Annotated in this window: 12 protein-coding genes; 4 read left to right on the top strand and 8 right to left on the bottom strand. The window is 69.1% G+C overall.

Annotation, left to right across the window (positions count from 1 at the left end):
* Window positions 1-18: 18 nt before the first annotated feature.
* The 4 genes from D2L64_RS15255 to araB form a co-directional block, all read right to left on the bottom strand.
* Window positions 19-1560, bottom strand: a complete 1542-nt coding sequence (locus D2L64_RS15255) for a sugar ABC transporter ATP-binding protein (protein ID WP_119577013.1) — start codon at window positions 1558-1560, stop codon at window positions 19-21.
* 190 nt (window positions 1561-1750) lie between these two features.
* Complete coding sequence (locus D2L64_RS15250) at window positions 1751-2752, bottom strand: ABC transporter substrate-binding protein (RefSeq protein WP_233558964.1); 1002 nt, start codon at window positions 2750-2752, stop codon at window positions 1751-1753.
* Window positions 2753-2882: 130 nt separating this feature from the next.
* Window positions 2883-3557 (bottom strand): L-ribulose-5-phosphate 4-epimerase, encoded by a 675-nt coding sequence (locus D2L64_RS15245; RefSeq protein ID WP_119577007.1) that lies wholly within the window; start codon window positions 3555-3557, stop codon window positions 2883-2885.
* Complete coding sequence (gene araB, locus D2L64_RS15240) at window positions 3554-5239, bottom strand: ribulokinase (protein WP_119577004.1); 1686 nt, start codon at window positions 5237-5239, stop codon at window positions 3554-3556. The genes D2L64_RS15245 and araB overlap by 4 nt, the downstream gene beginning before the upstream one ends.
* 746 nt (window positions 5240-5985) lie before the next feature.
* Between araB and D2L64_RS15235 the strand changes: the two genes are divergently transcribed.
* Window positions 5986-7635 (top strand): glycoside hydrolase family 27 protein, encoded by a 1650-nt coding sequence (locus D2L64_RS15235; RefSeq protein WP_119577001.1) that lies wholly within the window; start codon window positions 5986-5988, stop codon window positions 7633-7635.
* 175 nt (window positions 7636-7810) lie between these two features.
* Here D2L64_RS15235 and mmsB read toward each other — a convergent pair whose 3' ends face one another.
* The 3 genes from mmsB to chvE form a co-directional block, all read right to left on the bottom strand.
* Complete coding sequence (gene mmsB / locus D2L64_RS15230; protein WP_119576998.1) at window positions 7811-9058, bottom strand: multiple monosaccharide ABC transporter permease; 1248 nt, start codon at window positions 9056-9058, stop codon at window positions 7811-7813.
* Window positions 9055-10599 carry a multiple monosaccharide ABC transporter ATP-binding protein gene (gene mmsA / locus D2L64_RS15225; protein WP_407663107.1) on the bottom strand — a complete coding sequence of 515 codons (1545 nt, stop codon included), beginning with the start codon at window positions 10597-10599 and terminating at the stop codon, window positions 9055-9057. Before mmsA ends, mmsB begins: the two co-directional genes overlap by 4 nt.
* Before the next feature lie 92 nt (window positions 10600-10691).
* Complete coding sequence (gene chvE, locus D2L64_RS15220) at window positions 10692-11822, bottom strand: multiple monosaccharide ABC transporter substrate-binding protein (RefSeq protein ID WP_119576995.1); 1131 nt, start codon at window positions 11820-11822, stop codon at window positions 10692-10694.
* A 541-nt stretch (window positions 11823-12363) separates the two neighbouring features.
* Here chvE and D2L64_RS15215 point away from each other — a divergent pair.
* On the top strand, window positions 12364-13674 hold the full coding sequence (locus tag D2L64_RS15215; protein WP_119576992.1) for a hypothetical protein: 1311 nt from the start codon (window positions 12364-12366) through the stop codon (window positions 13672-13674).
* 123 nt (window positions 13675-13797) lie between these two features.
* Here the strand turns inward: D2L64_RS15215 and D2L64_RS15210 are convergent, their stop codons facing one another.
* On the bottom strand, window positions 13798-17529 hold the full coding sequence (locus tag D2L64_RS15210) for a glycoside hydrolase family 2 TIM barrel-domain containing protein (RefSeq protein ID WP_119576989.1): 3732 nt from the start codon (window positions 17527-17529) through the stop codon (window positions 13798-13800).
* 297 nt (window positions 17530-17826) lie between these two features.
* Here D2L64_RS15210 and D2L64_RS15205 point away from each other — a divergent pair, with 297 nt between their 5' ends.
* Both D2L64_RS15205 and D2L64_RS15200 read left to right on the top strand, forming a co-directional pair.
* On the top strand, window positions 17827-18288 hold the full coding sequence (locus D2L64_RS15205; protein WP_119576986.1) for a VOC family protein: 462 nt from the start codon (window positions 17827-17829) through the stop codon (window positions 18286-18288).
* 275 nt (window positions 18289-18563) lie between these two features.
* A complete protein-coding gene (locus tag D2L64_RS15200; protein WP_119576983.1) occupies window positions 18564-18908 on the top strand; it encodes a nitroreductase/quinone reductase family protein in 345 nt (114 codons plus the stop codon).
* Window positions 18909-19021: the final 113 nt, after the last annotated feature.

Here is a 19021-nt window from a genome sequence, read left to right as displayed (position 1 = left end):
CCGTCTTGAAACGTTCGTTCACTGGTTCGCCTCCTCCCCCTGGGATCCGCTGGCGATGGTCTGCATGACGCGGTCGGCGTCCACGGTGTCGTCGTTGTCGAGCTGCGCGACCATCTCCCGGTCCCGCATCACCGCGACCTTGTGGCTCAGTCGCAGTACCTCTTCCAGCTCGGCGGAGATGAACAGCACCGCCATGCCGCCGTCGGAGAGCTGCACCACCAGCTTCTGGATCTCGGCCTTGGCGCCGATGTCGATGCCGCGGGTGGGTTCGTCCAGGATGAGCAGCCGGGGCTCGGTGATCAGCCAACGGGCCAGCAGGACCTTCTGCTGGTTGCCGCCGGAGAGGTTGCGTACCGGCAGGTCGGGGTTGGCCGGGCGGATGCTCAGCGCCTTGATGTACTGCTGGACCAGCTCGTCCTGCCGGCGGCGGGGGATCGGCCGCAGCCAGCCCCGGGCGGCCTGCATCGCCAGGATCATGTTCTCCCGGACGGTCAGGTCGGGGATGATCCCCTCCGCGCGCCGGTTCTCCGAGCAGAACCCGATGCCGTGCTCGATGGCCTGCACCGGGTTGCGCAGGCTGGTCGGTTTGCCGCTGAGCGCCACCTCGCCCCGGTCGGCGCGGTCGGCGCCGAAGAACAGCCGGGCCACCTCGGTACGGCCGGAGCCGAGCAGGCCGGCCAGGCCGACCACCTCACCGGCGTGGATGCTCAGGCTGAACGGGGCGACCGCGCCCTTGCGTCCCAGCTCCGAGACCGCCACGAACGGCGTGCCGTCCTCCAGCACCGCCAGTTCCCGCCGAGGCTCTTCCTCGATCCGTTCGAGGACGTCGAGTTCCTTGCCGATCATCTTCTCGACCAGGGCGAGCTGTGGCAGTTCCGCGGTCGGGTACTCGCCGACCAGGGTGCCGTTGCGCAGCACGGTGATCCGGTCGGCCATGCCGTACACCTGGTCGAGGAAGTGGGTCACGAACAGGATGGCGATTCCCTCGTCGCGCAGCTGACGCATGATGCGGAACAGCTGTGCCACCTCGCCGGCGTCCAGGCTGGAGGTCGGCTCGTCCAGGATCAGCACCCGGGCCTGCACGTCGATCGCGCGGGCGATGGCGACCATCTGCTGCACCGCCAGCGAGTAGCTGGCCACCGGGGCGGTGACGTCGATGTCGAGGTCCAGCCGGGCGAGCAGTTGCCGGGCCCGGCGGCGTACCTCGCCCCATCGGACGGCGCCGAGGCGTCGGGGTTCCCGGCCGATGAAGATGTTCTCCGCCACGGAGAGGTTCGGGCAGAGGTTGACCTCCTGGTAGACCGTGCTCACGCCGGCGGCCGACGCCTGCATCGGCCCACTGAAGGCCACCTGCTCGTCGCCCAGGGTGACGGTGCCCTCGTCGATGCCGTAGACCCCGGTCAACACTTTGATCAGGGTCGACTTGCCGGCGCCGTTCTCGCCCATCAGGGCGTGCACCTCACCCGGGAAGAGCCGGAAGTCGACGTTGTGGAGTGCGCGCACCCCAGGAAAGGACTTGCTGATCCCGGTCATTGTCAGGACCGGACGGGTATCCGTCATCCCATCAGACCTTCTTCTGGGTTATGTCGATACGGAGGGCTACGGCGGGCCCGTGGCGTCCGCCCGACCGACCGGCGAGGTCGATCGGGCGGACGTGGCACCGGAATGGCCGGGCCGGGTGCCCGGTCCGTCGGGCGGGTGGCCGACGCGGCGGGGCCGCCACCGTCAGCGTGGCGGCCCCGGGCGTCGATCAGTACTTGCGGTCGGGCAGGGCCGCCTTGGCCTGCTCCTGGGTGAAGGTGGTCTCCTCGGTCTCGATCCGCGGCGGCACCTCTTCACCGGCGTGCACCTTCTTGGCCAGCTCCATCAGCTGTGGGCCGAGCAGCGGGCTGCACTCCGCGATGAAGTTGAACTTGCCGTCGGCCAGGGCCTGCATGCCGTCCTTGACCGCGTCGATGGTGATGATGGTGATGTCCTTGCCCGGCTCCTTGCCGGCCGCGGTGATCGCCTCGAGGGCACCCAGACCCATGTCGTCGTTGTGCGCGAAGAGCACGTCGATCTTCGGGTGGGCCTTGAGGAACTGCTCCATGACCTGCTTGCCGCCGGCCCGGGTGAAGTCACCCGACTGGGAGGCGATGACCTTCAGCTTGGGGTCCGCGGCGATCGCCTCGGCGAACCCCTTCTTGCGGTCGTTGGCCGGAGCCGAACCGGTGGTGCCCTGCAGCTCGACGATGTTCACGTCGCCGGTCGCGTCCTTGGAGTTCTCGACCAGCCACTCACCGGAGAGCCGGCCCTCCTTGACGAAGTCCGAGCCGAGGAAGGTCTTGTACAGCGACTTGTCGGCCGAGTCCACGGCGCGGTCGGTCAGGATGACCGGGATCCCGGCGTCCTTGGCCTCCTTGAGCACCGTGTCCCAGCCCGACTCCACGACCGGCGAGAAGCCGATCACGTCGACCTTCTGCTGGATGTAGTTGCGGATGGCCTTGATCTGGTTCTCCTGCTTCTGCTGGGCGTCGTCGAACTTCAGCTCGATGCCCGCCTCGGCAGCCGCCTCCTTGATGGAGTTGGTGTTGGCCGTCCGCCAGCCGCTCTCCGCGCCGACCTGGGAGAAGCCCAGGACGATCTTGTCGTCGCCGCCTCCGCTGGCGCCGGTGTCGCTGTTGCCGCAGGCGGCCACGCTGCCGGCCAGCAGCACGGCGGCGAGCGCCGCGACAGCGCGCCGAGGCGCGAGGGACATTCGCATGTTTCTCATCGGATCTCCTCGGGTGGGTGCGGGTCTCCGCGCCGCCCACCGAAGTGGGGCGGCGTGGTGTTACCGGTGGTGTGGATCCTGTGCGTGATGGTGCGAACTCGGTCGCGGACCGCCGGGGTCCGCGACCCGGCTAGGTGCTCGCCGGAGGCGAGGGACGTTGGCCGTAGACGTTCTGGTAGCGGTCGTAGAGGGCGTCGATGTCAGCCGCTGCCATCGGCACCGGTTGCCCGAGCGCGCGCGCCAGGTGCGCGGTACGGGCGACGTCCTCACACATCACCGCGGCCTTGACGGCGGCGCGGGCGGTACGTCCGATGGTGAAGACGCCGTGGTTGCGCATGAGCACCGCGGGTGAGCGGTGTCCGGTGAGGGTGCTGACGATCCCCTTGCCGATGTCGTCGCCGCCGATCAGGGCGAACGGTCCGACGGGGATCTCCCCGCCGAACTCGTCGGCCTGCGCGGTCAGCCAGCAGGGGATCGACTCGCCGCGGGCCGCCCAGGCGGTCGCGTACGTGCTGTGGGTGTGCACCACGCCGCCGACCTCGGGCATCGCCCGGTAGACGTAGGCGTGTGCGGCGGTGTCGCTCGACGGGGACAGTTCCCCCTCGACGGGTAACCCGTCGAGGTCGCAGAGCACCATGTTGTCCGCCGACAGGTCGTCGTAGTCGACCCCGCTGGGCTTGATGATCATGAGATCGCGGCCGGGTACCCGCGCGGAGACGTTCCCGGCGGTCCAGGCGACCAGGCCGTAGCGGGTCAGCTCGCCGTGCAGGCGGGCGACGGTCTCGCGCAACTCTCGCTCGGTCATGCGACCACCTCCAACGCGGTCTCCTGCTGCGACGCGGTCGCCTCGACGGCCGCGTTCCGGATCGCCCGCAGGCGCAGCATCACGTCGTTGGCGCCGCGACCGAAGTGGTCGTGCAGCCTTCGGTACTCGGCGTAGAGGGCGTCGTAGGCGCGTACCCGCTCCGGGTCCGGCCGGTAGACCGCCTCGTCGACGCGGCCCATCGCCTGCGCCGCCTCGTGGATCGAGGGGTACGCACCGGCGGCCACCGCCGCGTGGATGGCCGAGCCGAGCGCGGGGCCCTGCGCCGAGCCGATGATGCCCAGGGGCCGGTTGGTGACGTCGGCGTAGATCTGCATCAGCAGCTCGTTCGAGGTGAGGCCACCGGCGATCACCAGGTCGTCGACGGTCACCCCCGCCTCGACGAACGCCTCGATGATCATCCGGGTGCCGTACGCGGTGGCCTCCAGCAGTGCCCGGTAGACGTCCTCCGGGCGGGTGGCCAGGGTGAGCCCGACGATCATTCCGCTGAGATCGTGGTTGACCAGCAGGGAGCGGTTGCCGTTCCACCAGTCCAGGGCGACCAGCCCGTGCGCGCCGACCGGCTGGGCCGCGGCCAGTTCGGTGAGCCGCTCGTGCGAGTCGGCACCGGCCGGGGCGGCGTGCTTGACGAACCAGCCGAAGATGTCCCCGACGCCGCTCTGCCCGGCCTCGTAGCCCCAGGCTCCGGCACTGATGCCACCGTCGACGACACCGCACATCCCGGCCACCTCGGCCGGATGGGCGCCGTTGACCACGTGGCAGGTGGAGGTGCCCATGATGGCCACCAGCCGCCCCGGGTGCAGCGCCTGGGCGGAGGCGGCGGTGACGTGGGCGTCGACGTTGCCGACGGCCACCGCGATCCCGGCCGGCAGGCCGGTCCAGGTCGCGGCCTGCGCGGTCAGTTCACCGGCCTTGTCGCCCAGCGGCAGCAGCGGACCGTCCAGCTTGGCCACGAAGTCGCCGAAGTCGGGATTGAGGGCGGTCAGGTACTCCTTCGACGGGTACTGCCCGTCCTGCCGGATGCCCTTGTAGCCGGCGGTGCAGACGTTGCGGGTCTCGACACCGCAGAGTTGCCACACGATCCAGTCGGCGGCCTCGATGAAGCGGTCCGCGCGCCGGTAGACCTCCGGATCCTCCTCGAGGAGTTGCAGGCCCTTGGCGAACTGCCACTCGGCGGAGATCTTGCCGCCGTACCGGCCGATCCACGGCTCCTCGCGCTCGTGGGCCAGCGCGTTGATCCGGTCGGCGTGCGGCTGTGCAGCGTGGTGCTTCCAGAGCTTCACCCAGGAGTGCGGTCGCTGGCGCAGCTCGGGCACCTCGCACAGCGGGGTGCCGTCGGCGAGCGTCGGCAGCACCGTGCAGGCGGTGAAGTCGATGCCGATGCCGACCACGTCGGCCGGGTCCACGCCGGCGGCCGCGACCGCCGCCGGCACCGCGTGCCGCAACACGTCGCGGTAGTCCTCGGGGTCCTGCAACGCCCAGTCGGGTGGCAGGGGCGTGCCGCCGTCGGGCAGGGCGCGGTCGATGACCGCGTTGCGGTACTCGTGCACCGCAGTCCCCAGCTCGGCACCGTCGCGTACCCGGACCACCAGGGCCCGCCCGGACAGGGTGCCGTAGTCAACCCCGACGACGTACCGGTCGCCCGCTTCGTCCACACCGCTCATGCTCACCTCCGGCCGATGACGGACCTCAGTGTTAACGCTCACATCCCGCGTCGTCAAGACACCTGCCGGCAACAGGTCCGTAACGGAGTGCACTGCCTGGTCCAGCCGCCCGTAGTGGCCGCTTCGGCCGGCCGACCGACCGGCCGCCGCACCCACCCCGGCAAGCCGGGGTCGTGATCGAGATCCCCGTCGCCACCCCGACCCGCGCTCCGCCGCAATGCGGCCCCACGGCGTCGCGCGGCATCGCCAGCAGAAGCCGCCGTCGGGCCGACCGGATCCACATGAGCGTTAACAATCGTCGATCCGCAGGACGGGCGGGCGGGAGCACCCACCGTCCCGGCCGACCGGGAATCGGCTCGGCCCTCGAAGGCGCCACAAGCGCCCTGACGTGCTCCTTCGCTCCTGACTGGCGGATCAACGATGGCGCGGCACCCACCCGCGACCAACCGCGCCGATTTACAGGATTAGATGTCAGCGATAACATCCCTGACATCGATGCGCCCCCGTGTCCGGGTGTACCACCACCGTCACCGGGTCACAGCCGGCGCGACGGTAACGGCTGACGCGACCGCGAGCGGACCGTCGGCGGCGGCCACTACGCCACGATCCGTTGCACCGTTCACCCTGAGGGCGGGCCGGCAAGGCAACTCGCGCCACTCCCCCTCGACGATGCCGGAATCCGCCGCCCGATCGCGTCCAGCCAGCGAAGACCGGCACCGCCCGTCCCGTGATCCGAGGAGGATCGAATGCGCGCACGACCACGATGGCTGACCGTCCTGAGCGTCCTGATGTTGGCGCTCACCGCCGGCGTCGTCGGCGGGCTGCACTCCCCGCAACCCGCCCAGGCCCTCAACAACGGCGTGGCCCGCACGCCGCCGATGGGTTGGAACACCTGGAACACCTTCGGCTGCAACATCAACGAGGCACTGATCCGGCAGATGGCGGACGCCATCGTCAGCACCGGCATGCGCGACCTCGGCTACAAGTACGTCGTCGTCGACGACTGCTGGTTCAACCCGAACCGCGACGCGCAGGGCAACCTGCAGGCCGATCCGGGACGCTTCCCCAGCGGGATGAAGGCCCTCGGCGACTACCTGCACGCCCGGGGACTGCTCTTCGGCCTGTACCAGGTGCCCCGGGAGAAGACCTGCGCCCAGTACTTCGGGGCCTGGCCCGGTTCCACCGGCAGCCTCGGCCACGAGTACCAGGACGCCCGGCAGTTCGCCGCCTGGGGCGTCGACTTCCTCAAGTACGACTGGTGCTCGCCCTGGGGCACCATCAACGACCAGATCGCCGGTTTCTCCCTGATGCGCGACGCCCTGGCGGCCACCGGCCGACCCATCGTCTACAGCATCAACCCCAACAGCATCCACGAGAAGACCGGCCCACAACGCAACTGGGGCGACATCGCCAACATGTGGCGCACCACCGAGGACATCACCAACGCGTGGAACACCGGCCAGACCAACGGCTACCCGATGGGCATCCAGAACATCGTCAACGTCAACGTGCCGCTGGCCTCGTACGCCTCGCCCGGGTCGTTCAACGACCCGGACATGCTCGTGGTCGGCAACGGCGGCATGACCGACACCGAGATGCGCAGCCACTTCGCCCTCTGGGCCGTCATGGCGGCACCGCTGATCGCCGGTAACGACATCCGCAACGCCAGCACCGCGACGCTGAACATCCTGCGCAACCAGAACCTCGTCGCGATCAACCAGGATCCCCTGGCGTTGCAGGCCGTGCAGGTCTCCAACGACGGCACCCGCCGGGTGCTGGCCAAGCGGCTGGCCAACGGCGACGTCGCGGTCGCCCTGTTCAACCAGGGCAATGCCACCACCACCGTGTCCACCACGGCGGCGGCGGTCGGCAAGTCGGGCAGCTCGTTCACTCTGCGCGACGCGTGGACCAACGGCACCTCGACCAGCACCGGTACGATCTCCGCCAGCGTGCCGGCGCACGGCACCGTCGTCTACCGGGTCAGCGGCGGCGGCACGACCAACCCGCCACCCCCGACCACCTTCCGGCTACGCAGCGAGTCGGCCGGCCGTTGTCTCGACGTCAACAACAGCGCCACCGCCAACGGCACCGCCACGCTGATCTGGGACTGCCACACCGGCAGCAACCAGAGCTTCACCCAGAACGGTCAGGCGTTGCAGGTGCTCGGCAAGTGCCTGGACCTGGCGCCGACCGCCACGTCCGGTACGCCGGTACAGATCTGGGACTGCAACGGCGGCACCAACCAGCAGTGGACCTTCAACGCCAACGGCACCATCAGCAACGGTCGCTTCCCGAACCTCTGCCTGGACGTCAACAACAACGGCACCGCCAACGGCACCCCCGTCATCGTCTGGTCCTGCCACACCGCCCCCAACCAGCGCTGGACCCGCACCTGAACCCACCCCCCACCCCTCTTCCCCCTCCCCCGATGCCCCCACCCCAGCCCGACCCGCTGATCTTGCACTTGCTGTCCCGGCAAGTGCCGCCATGCCGGACGAAACGGCGACCACGAGTGCAAGATCGAGGGGGTGGAGGGGCGGAGGCGGGGGAAGGGGTGCGGGGGAAGGGGGTTTAGCGGGAGGCCCCGGCGGCGCGGCGTTTGTTGTAGACGTCGAAGGCCACGGCGACCAGCAGGACCAGGCCCTTGACCACGGACTGCATCGACTGGTCGACGCCCATGATCTGCATACCGTTGCTCATCACGGCCATGATGAGGCCACCGACCATGGCGCCGACGACCGTCCCGACGCCGCCCGTGACGGCCGCGCCGCCGATGAACGCCGCGGCGATCGCGTCGAGTTCGAACATGTTGCCGGCCGCGGGCTGGGCACCGTTGGAGCGGGAGGAGAAGATGATGCCGGCCACGGCGGACAGGAAGCCCATGTTGACGAAGATCCAGAAGTTGACGGTACGGACCTTCACGCCGGACAGCATCGCCGCGGAGAGGTTGCCGCCGATCGCGTAGACCTGCCGGCCGAACACGGTACGGCGGGTGAGCAGGCCGTACACCAGCACCAGCGCGGCGAGGATGATCAGCACGATGGGCAGGCCGCGGGCGTGGGCCAGCTGCCAGGCGAACCACATGACCACCCCGCCGACCAGGGCCATCCGCGCGACGAACAGCACGAACGACTCGACGGGCTGCTGGTAGCGGATCCGGGCCACCCGGGTACGGAAGCAGCTCACCACGTAGCCGGCCACCGCGATGCCGCCGATGAGCAGGGTGAAGGCGTCGAAGCCGTCGCCGCCCAGCAGTCCGTTGAGGAACCCGGCGGCGATCTGGTTGTACTCGGTCGGGAACGGCGACAGCGAGATGTTGTCCAGTACCCGGAGGGTGAGACCACGGAACAGCAGCATGCCGGCCAGGGTCACGATGAAGGCGGGAATGCCGACGTACGCCACCCAGAAGCCGTGCCAGGCGCCGACCGCCAGCCCGACGGCCAACGCGGCCAGCACGCCGACCCACCAGGGCTGGCCCTGTCGGATGACGACCACCGCGGAGACCGCGCCGGTCAGCGCCACCACCGAGCCGACCGACAGGTCGATGTGGCCACCGATGATCACGATGACCATGCCGATGGCGAGCACCAGGATGTACGAGTACTGCAGGACGATGTTGGTGATGTTGCCCGGGCTCAGCGAGAGGCCGTCGGTCAGGAAGGCGAAGAGCGCGACGATGACGACGAGGGCGACGAAGATGCCACTCTGTCGCAGGTTGTTCAGGATCAGCGTACGGGGGTCGCTGGTGCCGGCGTGCAGTGCGGCGGCGGGAGCGCTCTCGGTCGACTTCTCCGCCGAGGAGGGCTTGGTGCTGGTCATCCGACGGGTTCCTTGTCCTTCGCCATGAGTTCCATGAGCTTCTCCTGGGTCGCCTCACCGACCGGCACCACGCCGGTGATGCGGCCCGCCGACAGCGTGTAGATGCGGTCGCACATGCCCAGCAGTTCGGGCAGTTCGGAGGAGATGATGATGACGGCCTTGCCGTCGGCGACCAACCGGTTGACGATCGTGTAGATCTCGTACTTCGCCCCGACGTCGATACCGCGGGTCGGCTCGTCGAGGATCAGTACGTCCGGGTCGGTGAACAGCCACTTCGACAGGACGACCTTCTGCTGGTTGCCGCCGGAGAGCTTGCCGACCACCGACATCACGCTCGGCGCCTTGATGTTCATGTCGCGCCGGCTGGTCTCGGCGACCCTGGTCTCCTCGTTGTCGTCCACCCAGCCGAAGCGGGCGAGCCGGCGCAGGCCGGCCGAGGAGACGTTGCTCCGGATGTTGTCGATCAGGTTGAGCCCGAAGCGCTTGCGGTCCTCGGTCGCGTACGCGATGCCGTTGCTGATCGCCTCGGCGACCGTGCGTGCCCTGATCTCCTTGCCGTGCATGTACAGCCGACCGCTGATGTCCCGTCCGTACGAGCGGCCGAAGACGCTCATCGCCAGTTCGGTACGGCCGGCGCCCATCAGTCCGGCGATGCCGACCACTTCCCCGGCCCGTACGTCGAGGCTGGCGCCGTCGACGACGAGGCGGTCCTGGGTCGGGTGCCGCACGGTCCAGTCCTCGATGCGCAGCACCTCCTCGCCGGGTGCGCAGACCCGGTCGGGGTAGAAGCTGTTCAGGTCGCGGCCGACCATGCCGCGGATGATCCGTTCCTGGGTCACCTCGCCCGCCGTCACGTCGAGGCGCTCCACCGTCCGGCCGTCGCGCAGCACGGTGGTCGAGTCCGCGATCGAGGTGATCTCGTTGAGCTTGTGGGAGATCATGATGCAGGTGATGCCCTGCTCGCGTAGCCGGCGCATCAGGTCGAGCAGGTGGGCCGAGTCGACGTCGTTGAGCGCGGCGGTCGGCTCGTCCAGGATCAGCAGCTTGACCTTCTTGGACAGCGCCTTGGCGATCTCGACCAGCTGCTGCTTGCCGACGCCGAGCTGCACGACGGGGGTCACCGGGTTCTCGTGCAGTCCGACCGAGGCGAGCAGCTCGGCCGCCTCGGCGTTGGTGCGGTTCCAGTCGATCAGCCCGCTGCGTCCGCGGCGTTCGTTGCCGAGGAAGATGTTCTCGGCGATCGACAGGTACGGCACCAGGGCGAGTTCCTGGTGGATGATGACGATGCCACGGCTCTCGCTGTCGCGGATGCCGCGGAAGTCGACCGGCGCGCCGTCGAAGCGGATCTCGCCCTCGTAGCTGCCGGACGGGTAGACCCCCGACAGCACCTTCATCAGAGTGGACTTGCCGGCGCCGTTCTCGCCGCAGATCGCGTGGATCTCGCCGCGTCGCACGGCCAGCTCCACGTCCTGCAGCGCCGCCACGCCCGGGAAGGTCTTGGTGATACGACGCATCTCGAGGATGTAGTCGTCCATGATCACCGTCCTGCGTCTAGATCGGGTGGGGCAAGGTGGTCAGTCAACGGAATCCGGGCTCGGCGGCGGGCACCGCCGCCGAGCCCGGATTGTCACCGTCAGCCCTTGGCCTGGCCGGCGGCGACCTCCGCGTCGGTGAAGTAACCCGAGTCGATCAGGATCGGCTTGATGTCGTCCTTGAAGACGGTCTGCACCGGCAGCAGGTACGACGGGACGACCTTGACCCCGTTGTTGTAGGTCTCGGTGTCGTTGGCCTCCGGCGCCTTCTCCTGGAGGAAGGACTCACCGGCGATGACGGCCTGCTCGGCCAGCAGCCGGGTGTCCTTGAAGATGGTGGAGTTCTGCACCCCGTCGTTGATCAGCTTGACCGAGGCGATCTCGGCGTCCTGCCCGGTCACCACCGGCATGTCGTTGCGGTAGCCGGCGTTCTGCAGGGCGGTGATGATGCCGCGGGACAGACCGTCGTACGGCGAGAGGACGCCGTCGACCTTGCTGTTGCCGCTGTAGCTCGACGTCAGCAGGTCTTCCATCCGCTTCTGCGCGGCCTCCTGCTGCCAGCGCAGGATCGCCACCTGCTCGATCTTGGTCTGCCCGGACTTGACCTTCAGCGTGCCGGCGTCGAGGAACGGCTTGAGGGTGTCCATCGCGCCGTTGAAGAAGAAGTGGGCGTTGTTGTCGTCGAGCGAGCCGGCGAACAGTTCGATGTCGAACGGCCCGGTCGCGTCGCCCTTCGAGCCGTCCTTGTTCTGCAGACCGAGACCGATCAGCAGGGCGGTGGCCTGGGCGACGCCGACCTTGTAGTTGTCGAAGCTGACGTAGAAGTCGACGTTCGGGCTGTCCCGGATGAGCCGGTCGTAGGCGATGACCGGGATCTTGGCGTCGGCCGCCGCCTGCAGCTGCCCGCTGAGCGCGGTGCCGTCGATCGCCGCGATGATGAGCACGTCGGCACCGCGCAGGATCATCTGGTCGACCTGCTGCGACTGGGTGGGGATGTCGTCGCCGGCGTACTGGAGGTCGACCTTGTAGCCCTTGGCCTCCAGCTTCTCCTTCACCGAGTTGCCGTCGGCGATCCACCGCTCGGAGGTCTGCGTCGGCATCGAGACGCCGATGGTCAGGTCGGCGGGTTTGTCACTGTCGTTACCGCCGCTGCCGGCGCCGTCACCACTACAGGCCACCATGCTCAGCGCCAGGACGGCGCTACCGAGAGCGGCCAGGACTCTCTTGCTCACTGGCTTCCCCAATCTGGAACTCGCGCCGTCGGACGGCTGCGCGGGTCGCACTTGGAGGCCAAGTGTTAGCGCTCACATTGGCTAGGTCAACACCTGGTTGGAAATCCAGCGGTCACGGTCTCGTAACGAACGAAACGTTCCCCCGATCGGCCAGGTTGCCGCAGGTCAGGGCCATCACACCGAGGCGAGGGCAGCGAACGCGACGAGTCGGTTCCGGGACACCCATCGAGGGGCGATGATACGCCACAGACGACGGTCCACACGGAGTGCTCCCCGGCGACCGCGACGAGCGACGACGGCGCCGATTCGACACGGATTCGACGCCTCGATCCGGCGGGGTGCGGCACCCGGGACGGGCCTACGACATGCGTGAACCCGACGTTTCCGGCGCATTACCGAGCTGCTCTTGACAGCGCGAGCGCCGGAGGAAGATGCTCTGCTAAATCAGTTTAGCGACCGTCTCGCCCGACACCCTCGAACCGCTGCGGGGGCACGCGCCCCAGGGAGGACGAGCCGGACGGACGCGCCACAAGGAGGACCGATGAGACTGCGAAGGACGCTGATCGCCGTCGCCGCGGCACTGGCGATCGGCATGTCCGGCACGGCCTACGCCGCGGCGAGCGACCGGCACGGCAGCGGCGGCGGCATCAGCAGCATCACCCCGATCACCACCGTCTACACCTACGGCCAGAAGGTCTCCGCGGTCGCCGTGGAGTACCCGCAGACGGTCAACCCCCGCACCCTGGACAACTCGACCTTCGCGGTCTCCGACACCACGTACAACTTCCGGTTCAACCCGATCGAGGACCTGCCCAAGCTGGCGCAGCGGAAGGTGACCCACACCTACACCAACAGCGCGCCGACCCCCCGGGCCGACCGGCGTTCGGTGCCCGGCCGGTACGTCATCGTCGAGCTGGACCCGAACGAGAACCTCGGCTGGACGGTCATCCTCTCCAAGTGCCCGACCTTCCTCTGCCACGTCAAGGTGAACACCGACCTGCCGACCCGAGTGGTGCAGCGCAAGGACGTGCACGCCCAGCCCGGCAAGGGCAAGGGCAACGGCCCGGTGCTGGCCAAGGCGACGCCGAAGGTCTCGCGTACGGTCACCGAGAAGCCGGTCAACCTGCTCGTCGACGACTTCAAGTACGGCTCGTACCTCAACGCCGGCATGGTGCTGCCGTACCACTACAACCTGCCGAAGAACTACCAGCCCGGCAAGAAGTACCCGCTGATGGTGGTCCTGCCCGGTCACGGCATGGGCTGGGACGGCGACAACCTGGGCGTGCAGATCGCGGCCGACATCCCGGCGACCGCCTGGTTGCAGTCCAGCTGGACCGGCAGCAACGAGGACGTCATCGTGCTGGCACCGCAGAACCAGCGGGTCGGCCTGCCCGCCGAGGGTGACCTGCTGATCAAGCTGGTCGAGCAGTTCAGCAAGGACTTCGCGGTGGACACCAAGCGGGTGTACGCCACCACCGTCTCGTACGGCTCCCGGCTGCTGTGGGAGGCGTTCGCCAAGCGCCCCGACCTGTTCACCGCCGGTCTGGTCACCGGTGGCTTCCAGATCAGCGCGAGCCAGGCCACGGCCATCGCGGCCGGCGAGGTGCCGCTGTGGATCACCCACGGCGTCAACGACCACCTGCTCAACATCTCGCTGGCCCGCGGCTCCAACACGGCGCTGCGCTCGGCGTACGAGGCGCAGGGCAAGACGCCGCAGCAGATCGCCGAGCTGCTGCGCTACACCGAGTACGGCAACGAGGCGTTCTCGCTGCCGGACTACCACGCCGCCTACGGTCCGACGTACGAGGACCGCAGCATCCTGCAGTGGCTGCTGGCCCAGCGCAAGAGCTGACCGGCAGCGCGAACCGGCACCGCCGCAGCCCCGACCGGTCCGCCCGGTCGGGGCTCCGGCCTGTCGGCACGCCGGTCACCGGCGCCGCCCGGCGGGTACTGGACCCGCCGGGCGGACGGGTTCCTAGACGCGCTGGAGTTGGAACCGCTGGTTGGGGTTGCCCGACAGCGTCCACTGGGAGATGCGCGCACCGTCGGCCGTGGACACCGCGTACACGTCCATCGCCAGGCCGCTCTGCCGGTTGACCAGGCTCACCACGCCGGCACCGTGGTCGACGATCCGCCACTGCTGGCTGGTCGCGTTGGTGTCGGGCTGCTGGGTGATGTCGGCACCGCTGCTGTTGCCGGCGACCTGGAGCACCAGCCCGCTGTGCCGGGCCCGGATCCGATAGTGGCCGCCGTCGGAGGCGACGAAGTCGAACTGCTGGTTCAGCCCGGTGCCGACCGGCCACTGGATCAGCGTCGCGCCGGGCGCGGTGGAGTTGGCGTTGACGTCCGCGGCCTTGCCGCTGTGCTGGGCGACGAGGCGGTAGTGCACGCCCGGCTGCACCGGCCCGCCGCCGGCGACCTCGCCCACCGGCTGCCGGGACAGCGACATCGCCTGGGTGACGTCCGGCAGCGGGCGCAGCCGGTAGGTGTAGCTGTAGGCCCGGTTCGGGAAGATCTTGTACGCGTCGATGGTGTGCGCGCCCCAGGTGTCGTTGCCGCCGACGCCCATCTGCCGGTGGTTGACCCGCAGCACGATCTCCTGACGGCGGGTCAGCTGGTAGTCGTGCCGGACCCCGACGGAGAGATCCTCCGGCGTGAAGTACGAGGCGTTCACCTCCAGCAGCGAGTCGCCGGCCACCAGCAGGCCCCGGCCGCTGCCGTCGGTGAGGGCGGCCCAGCGTACGTCGGTCTTGTTGCCGTTCTCCTGCGGGCGCAGGTAGCTGGTCCACTGCTCGGCGACGGTCGACTGGTACACCCCGACGTCGGAGCCGGTACGCCGGTCCCAGTAGTTCTCCTGCGGCCCGCGGCCGTAGTAGCGCAGCCGGTCCAGCCCGGCCGGCAGCATCAGGATCGTGCCCACCTCGGGGATGTACGGCAGGCTCGACGCCCCGGGTTGCAGGGTGTTGTCGACCTTGATCTCGCCGTTGCCGTAGACCGTGTACGTGGTGCTGTACGCCGAGACGGTACTGGTCGGCAGGGTGCCGTTGACGGTGATCCGGACCGCGCGGTCGGAGAGTCGGGTCACCGCCACGCCGGTCACCGTCCGGTTGGCGCCGGCCCGGCGCCAGGTGGCGTTGCGGGTCGGGTGGCCGTTGCCGCGGTCGTTGTCGTTGGGCGCCCGCCAGAAGTTCGGCGTCGGGCCGGCGTTGACCAGCCGGAGGCCCAGCGCGTCGTAGGAGGTGATCAGTCCGGTCGCCTTGGCGATCGTGAGGGCGAATCCGCTGCCGCTGACGGAGACGTTGGTGCCGGTCTCGGCCAGGGTCAGGGTCGGCACGTTGGTGACCGGGGTCGGCTGCACCGGCGGGCTGTTGAAGTTGACCGGCAGTTGCTGCTTGGCGACCTCGTACCCGGCGTCCGCCCACGGTGTGGTCGACCGGAGCCGGAACGACAGTTGGAGGAAGTGCTCCGTCCCGGGGGCGATGTTGGCCGGTCGTTGGATCGGCAGCTGGATCGTCCTGCTCGACAGTGGCGCGACGTCGGCCTGCTGCGCGGTGAGGGTACCGCTGGAGATCACCTGGCCGTCGGCGACCAGCGACCAGCGACAGTCGAAGGCGTTGACGTTGGTGAACAGGTACTCGTTGGTGATCCGTACCGATCCGGTGGCGATGTCGGTACCGGCGGCGACGTTGATCGCCTGGTAGACCTGCTTGACCTCGACGGCCTTGCCGCCGGCACGGCGGTCGGCGTCGACGATGCCGTTGCCGCAGAAGTTGCCCTCGAAGTCGGGCCGGTCGCCCCAGTCGCCGCCGTAGGTGAGGTAGGTGGCGCCACCGCCGTTCGGCACCGGTCGGCGCAGCGCCTGGTCGGCGAAGTCCCAGATGAACCCGCCCTGCAGGATCGGGTACCGCCGGTAGATGTCCCAGTACTCCTTGAGGTTGCCGGTCGAGTTGCCCATCGAGTGGGCGTACTCGTGCGACACGTACGGGCGCGGATCGGGGTCGTGCGCACGCTGCTCGGTACGGGCCAGCGACTCGTACCCCTCCACCCGCAGGTCGCTGACCTCCGGCCGGTTGTCGCCCTGGTACTGGATGATCCGGGTCGGGTCGGCCGCCCGGATCCAGTTGCGCATGGTGACGAAGTTGCTTCCTGCGCCGGCCTCGTTGCCCAGCGACCAGATGACCACGCTGGGGTGGTTCTTGTCCCGGTGCACCATCGCGCTCGCCCGGTCGATGACCGGTGCGGTCCAGTCCGTCCGGGAGCCCGGGTAGCTGCCCATGACGCCGTGGGTCTCCAGGTTGGCCTCGTCCATCACGTAGAGGCCGTACTCGTCGGCGAGTTCGTAGAAGGTCGGGATGTTCGGGTAGTGCGCGGTGCGGACGGCGTTGATGTTGAGCTGTTTCATCACCCGGATGTCACGGATCATGTCGGCGCGGGTGAGCGCGCCACCCCGGTCCGGGTCCATCTCGTGGCGGTTGACCCCCCGTAGGGAGACCGGCTGTCCGTTGCACCGGATCAGACCGTCCCGGATGGCGAACTCCCGGAACCCGACCCGGGCCGACACGATCTGGACGACCGCACCGGACGGGGCACGCAGCTGGATGACGGCGGTGTAGAGGTTGGGATGCTCGGCCGACCAGAGTCGCGGTGCCGCGACGGCCCGGCTGCCCCGTCCGGTGGCGTCCTGGCCGGGTGCCACCGAGCCGACGGCGATCTGGGTGCGCAGCGGATCCGACCAGACCGGCTGGCGGTTGTGGTCGTAGAGCTGGGTCTCCACGGTGTAGGTGCCGGACTGCTGGGCACCGCTGTTGCGGACACTGGCGGCGACCACCAGGTCGGCGTTTGTGTAGTTGTCCCGCAACGGGGTCTCGATCTTGAAGTCGCGCAGGTGGACGGTGGGCAGCGAGTAGAGGTAGACCGACCGGAAGATGCCGGCGAGCCGGATCATGTCCTGGGCCTCCATCCAGTCCCCGTCGGGGAACCGGAAGACCTCGACCGCGATCTGGTTGTCGCCGGGCTGGAGGTGGTCGGTGAGGTCGAACTCGGCCGGGGTGTAGGACCCCTCGCGGTAGCCCACCCGGGTGCCGTTGATCCACAGGTAGAAGGCGGACTTGACGCCCTCGAAGTGGATGTGGATCCGCCGGCCCTGCCAGCCCGACGGCACCTGGAAGGTGCGGCGGTACTGACCGACGGGGTTGAACTGGGTCGGCACGAACGGCGGGGTACGTGCCTCGTCGTAGCCGCTGGGGCCCCACCACGGGTACGCGATGTTGGCGTAGATCGGGTAGTCGTAGCCGTGCAGCTGCCAGTTGGCCGGTACCGGGATGGTGCGCCAGGTGCTGTCGTCGACGTCGGTGCGGTGGAAGTTGAGGTCGCGGTCGGCCGGCCGGTTGACGTGCTGGAACCGCCAGTTGCCGTCGAGGCTGGACCGGTACGGCGAGACGGTCCGGTCGGCGTTGAGGGCCTGCGGCAGGTCGGCGTAGGGCATCAGGGTGGCGTGCGCGGGTTGCGCGTTGACCTGGAAGATCCCGATGTTGTTGTTCCACTCGGGATAGCCGTTGGGGGGATTCTCCCAGGCCAGCGCGGCCTCCCCGGCCTGCGGCGCGGCGGCGGCGCCCGACGGCCGGGGCGTGGCCATGGCACCCAGGGCACCCAGGCCGCCGCCGAGCAGGAGGCGACGGTGGACTCTCGGTCCGTACGGCTCAGACATTGGTGGTGTCTCCCTTCCGGGGACAGCGGCAACGGGGCTCGACTCACCGGGTGACCGTGCGACAGAAGGTCGCGGGTGCGAAACACCGCCAACCCGCACGATCTGGGCATCGAAGAATGCCGCTGTAACGGTATGGTAATCATCAGATGTATGTCAACGCCTCGATGCAACGTGCCGGACATCAACCCGCATCAAGCCCACGGACCGCGTACGGAGGCGACGGCTTGGTCTGATGACTGCCCGGCTCATCCGCGCGTACGCCGCACGTCCGGGACCGAACGTGGCAGGGTGGGCGGCATGAGTCGTCAGTTCCAGGTCACCTTCGACGCCCACGATCCGGCCGCGCTGTCGTCCTTCTGGCGGGCGGCGCTCGGCTACGTCCACCCCGCTCCCCCCGGCGTCGACCTGGCCGACGGCGCCGACCCGCTGGCCGCGTGGGACGACTTCCTCGCCCGGATCGGGGTGCCGCCCGAGGAGCGCAACTCCCGTTCGGCCATCGAGGATCCGGAAGGGCACGGCCCCCGGCTGTTCTTCCAGCAGGTGCCGGAGGACAAGGTCGCCAAGAACCGGGTCCACCTCGACCTGCGCGTCGCGCCCGGCCTGCACGGCGACGAGCGGATGGCCGCGCTGGAGGCCGAGTGCGACCGGCTGGTCGCACTCGGCGCCACCCGGGTACGCCGCTTCGAACCCGAACCGCCGTTCAGCGCCGGCTTCATCGTGCTCACCGACCCGGAGGGCAACGAGTTCTGCCTGGACTGAACTCGCCTCGCGTGCCCCACCGGGCCGGGCGGCGTTGCCCAGAACGGGCGAGTTCTTGCCTGATCTTGCCGCCCGGCCGCCTCCGATGGCGCGGTAGCCAGCCGGCCGTCGCGCCACACGTGGCCCGACGGCCGGCTCCGGCCAGCGGAAACTCCGCAAACCGCACGGGCCGACGAGGGATCGGGCCGGCGCACGCGCCCCGGTCGCTCTTCCGATCAGCGTGTTACCTTCGCCGGCAACCGTTTCCGTCGGGCGTGGAGGCAGTGGTGGCAAGGATGCGAACGGGGACCAGGCGAGTCGTCGAACGGGTCAACTCGACCGTCATGGCACTGCGCTCCTCGCCCGGTCTGGGTCCCCTGCTCAGCCGGAACCTGACCGTGATCACGTACGCCGGGCGCCGCTCCGGCCGGACCTTCAGCACCCCGGTCTCGTTCCGGCGCACCGGCGACACCGTCACGATCAGGGTGGCGATGCCCGACGCGAAGAACTGGTGGCGGAACTTCCTCGACGAGGGCGGCCCGATCACGGTGCAACTCGACGGCGTCGACCGGGCCGGGCACGCCGTCGCCCGTCGCGACGACCGGGGACGGGTGACCGTCACCGTACGCCTGACCGGCTGACCTCGCACCGCCGCGCCGCGACCGGCCCGATGATCCCGCCCATTGCTGTCGCCGGTTGGCGTGTCGGCGGTGACGTGGCGGCGGCGGGAGCATCGACGCCGAGGTGGTGGGGT

Source organism: Micromonospora radicis (genome assembly GCF_003583405.1).
Classification (GTDB): domain Bacteria; phylum Actinomycetota; class Actinomycetes; order Mycobacteriales; family Micromonosporaceae; genus Micromonospora; species Micromonospora radicis.
The sequence above is the reverse complement of the archived record's forward strand: the minus strand, read 5'-3'. Positions and strand labels throughout refer to the sequence as shown.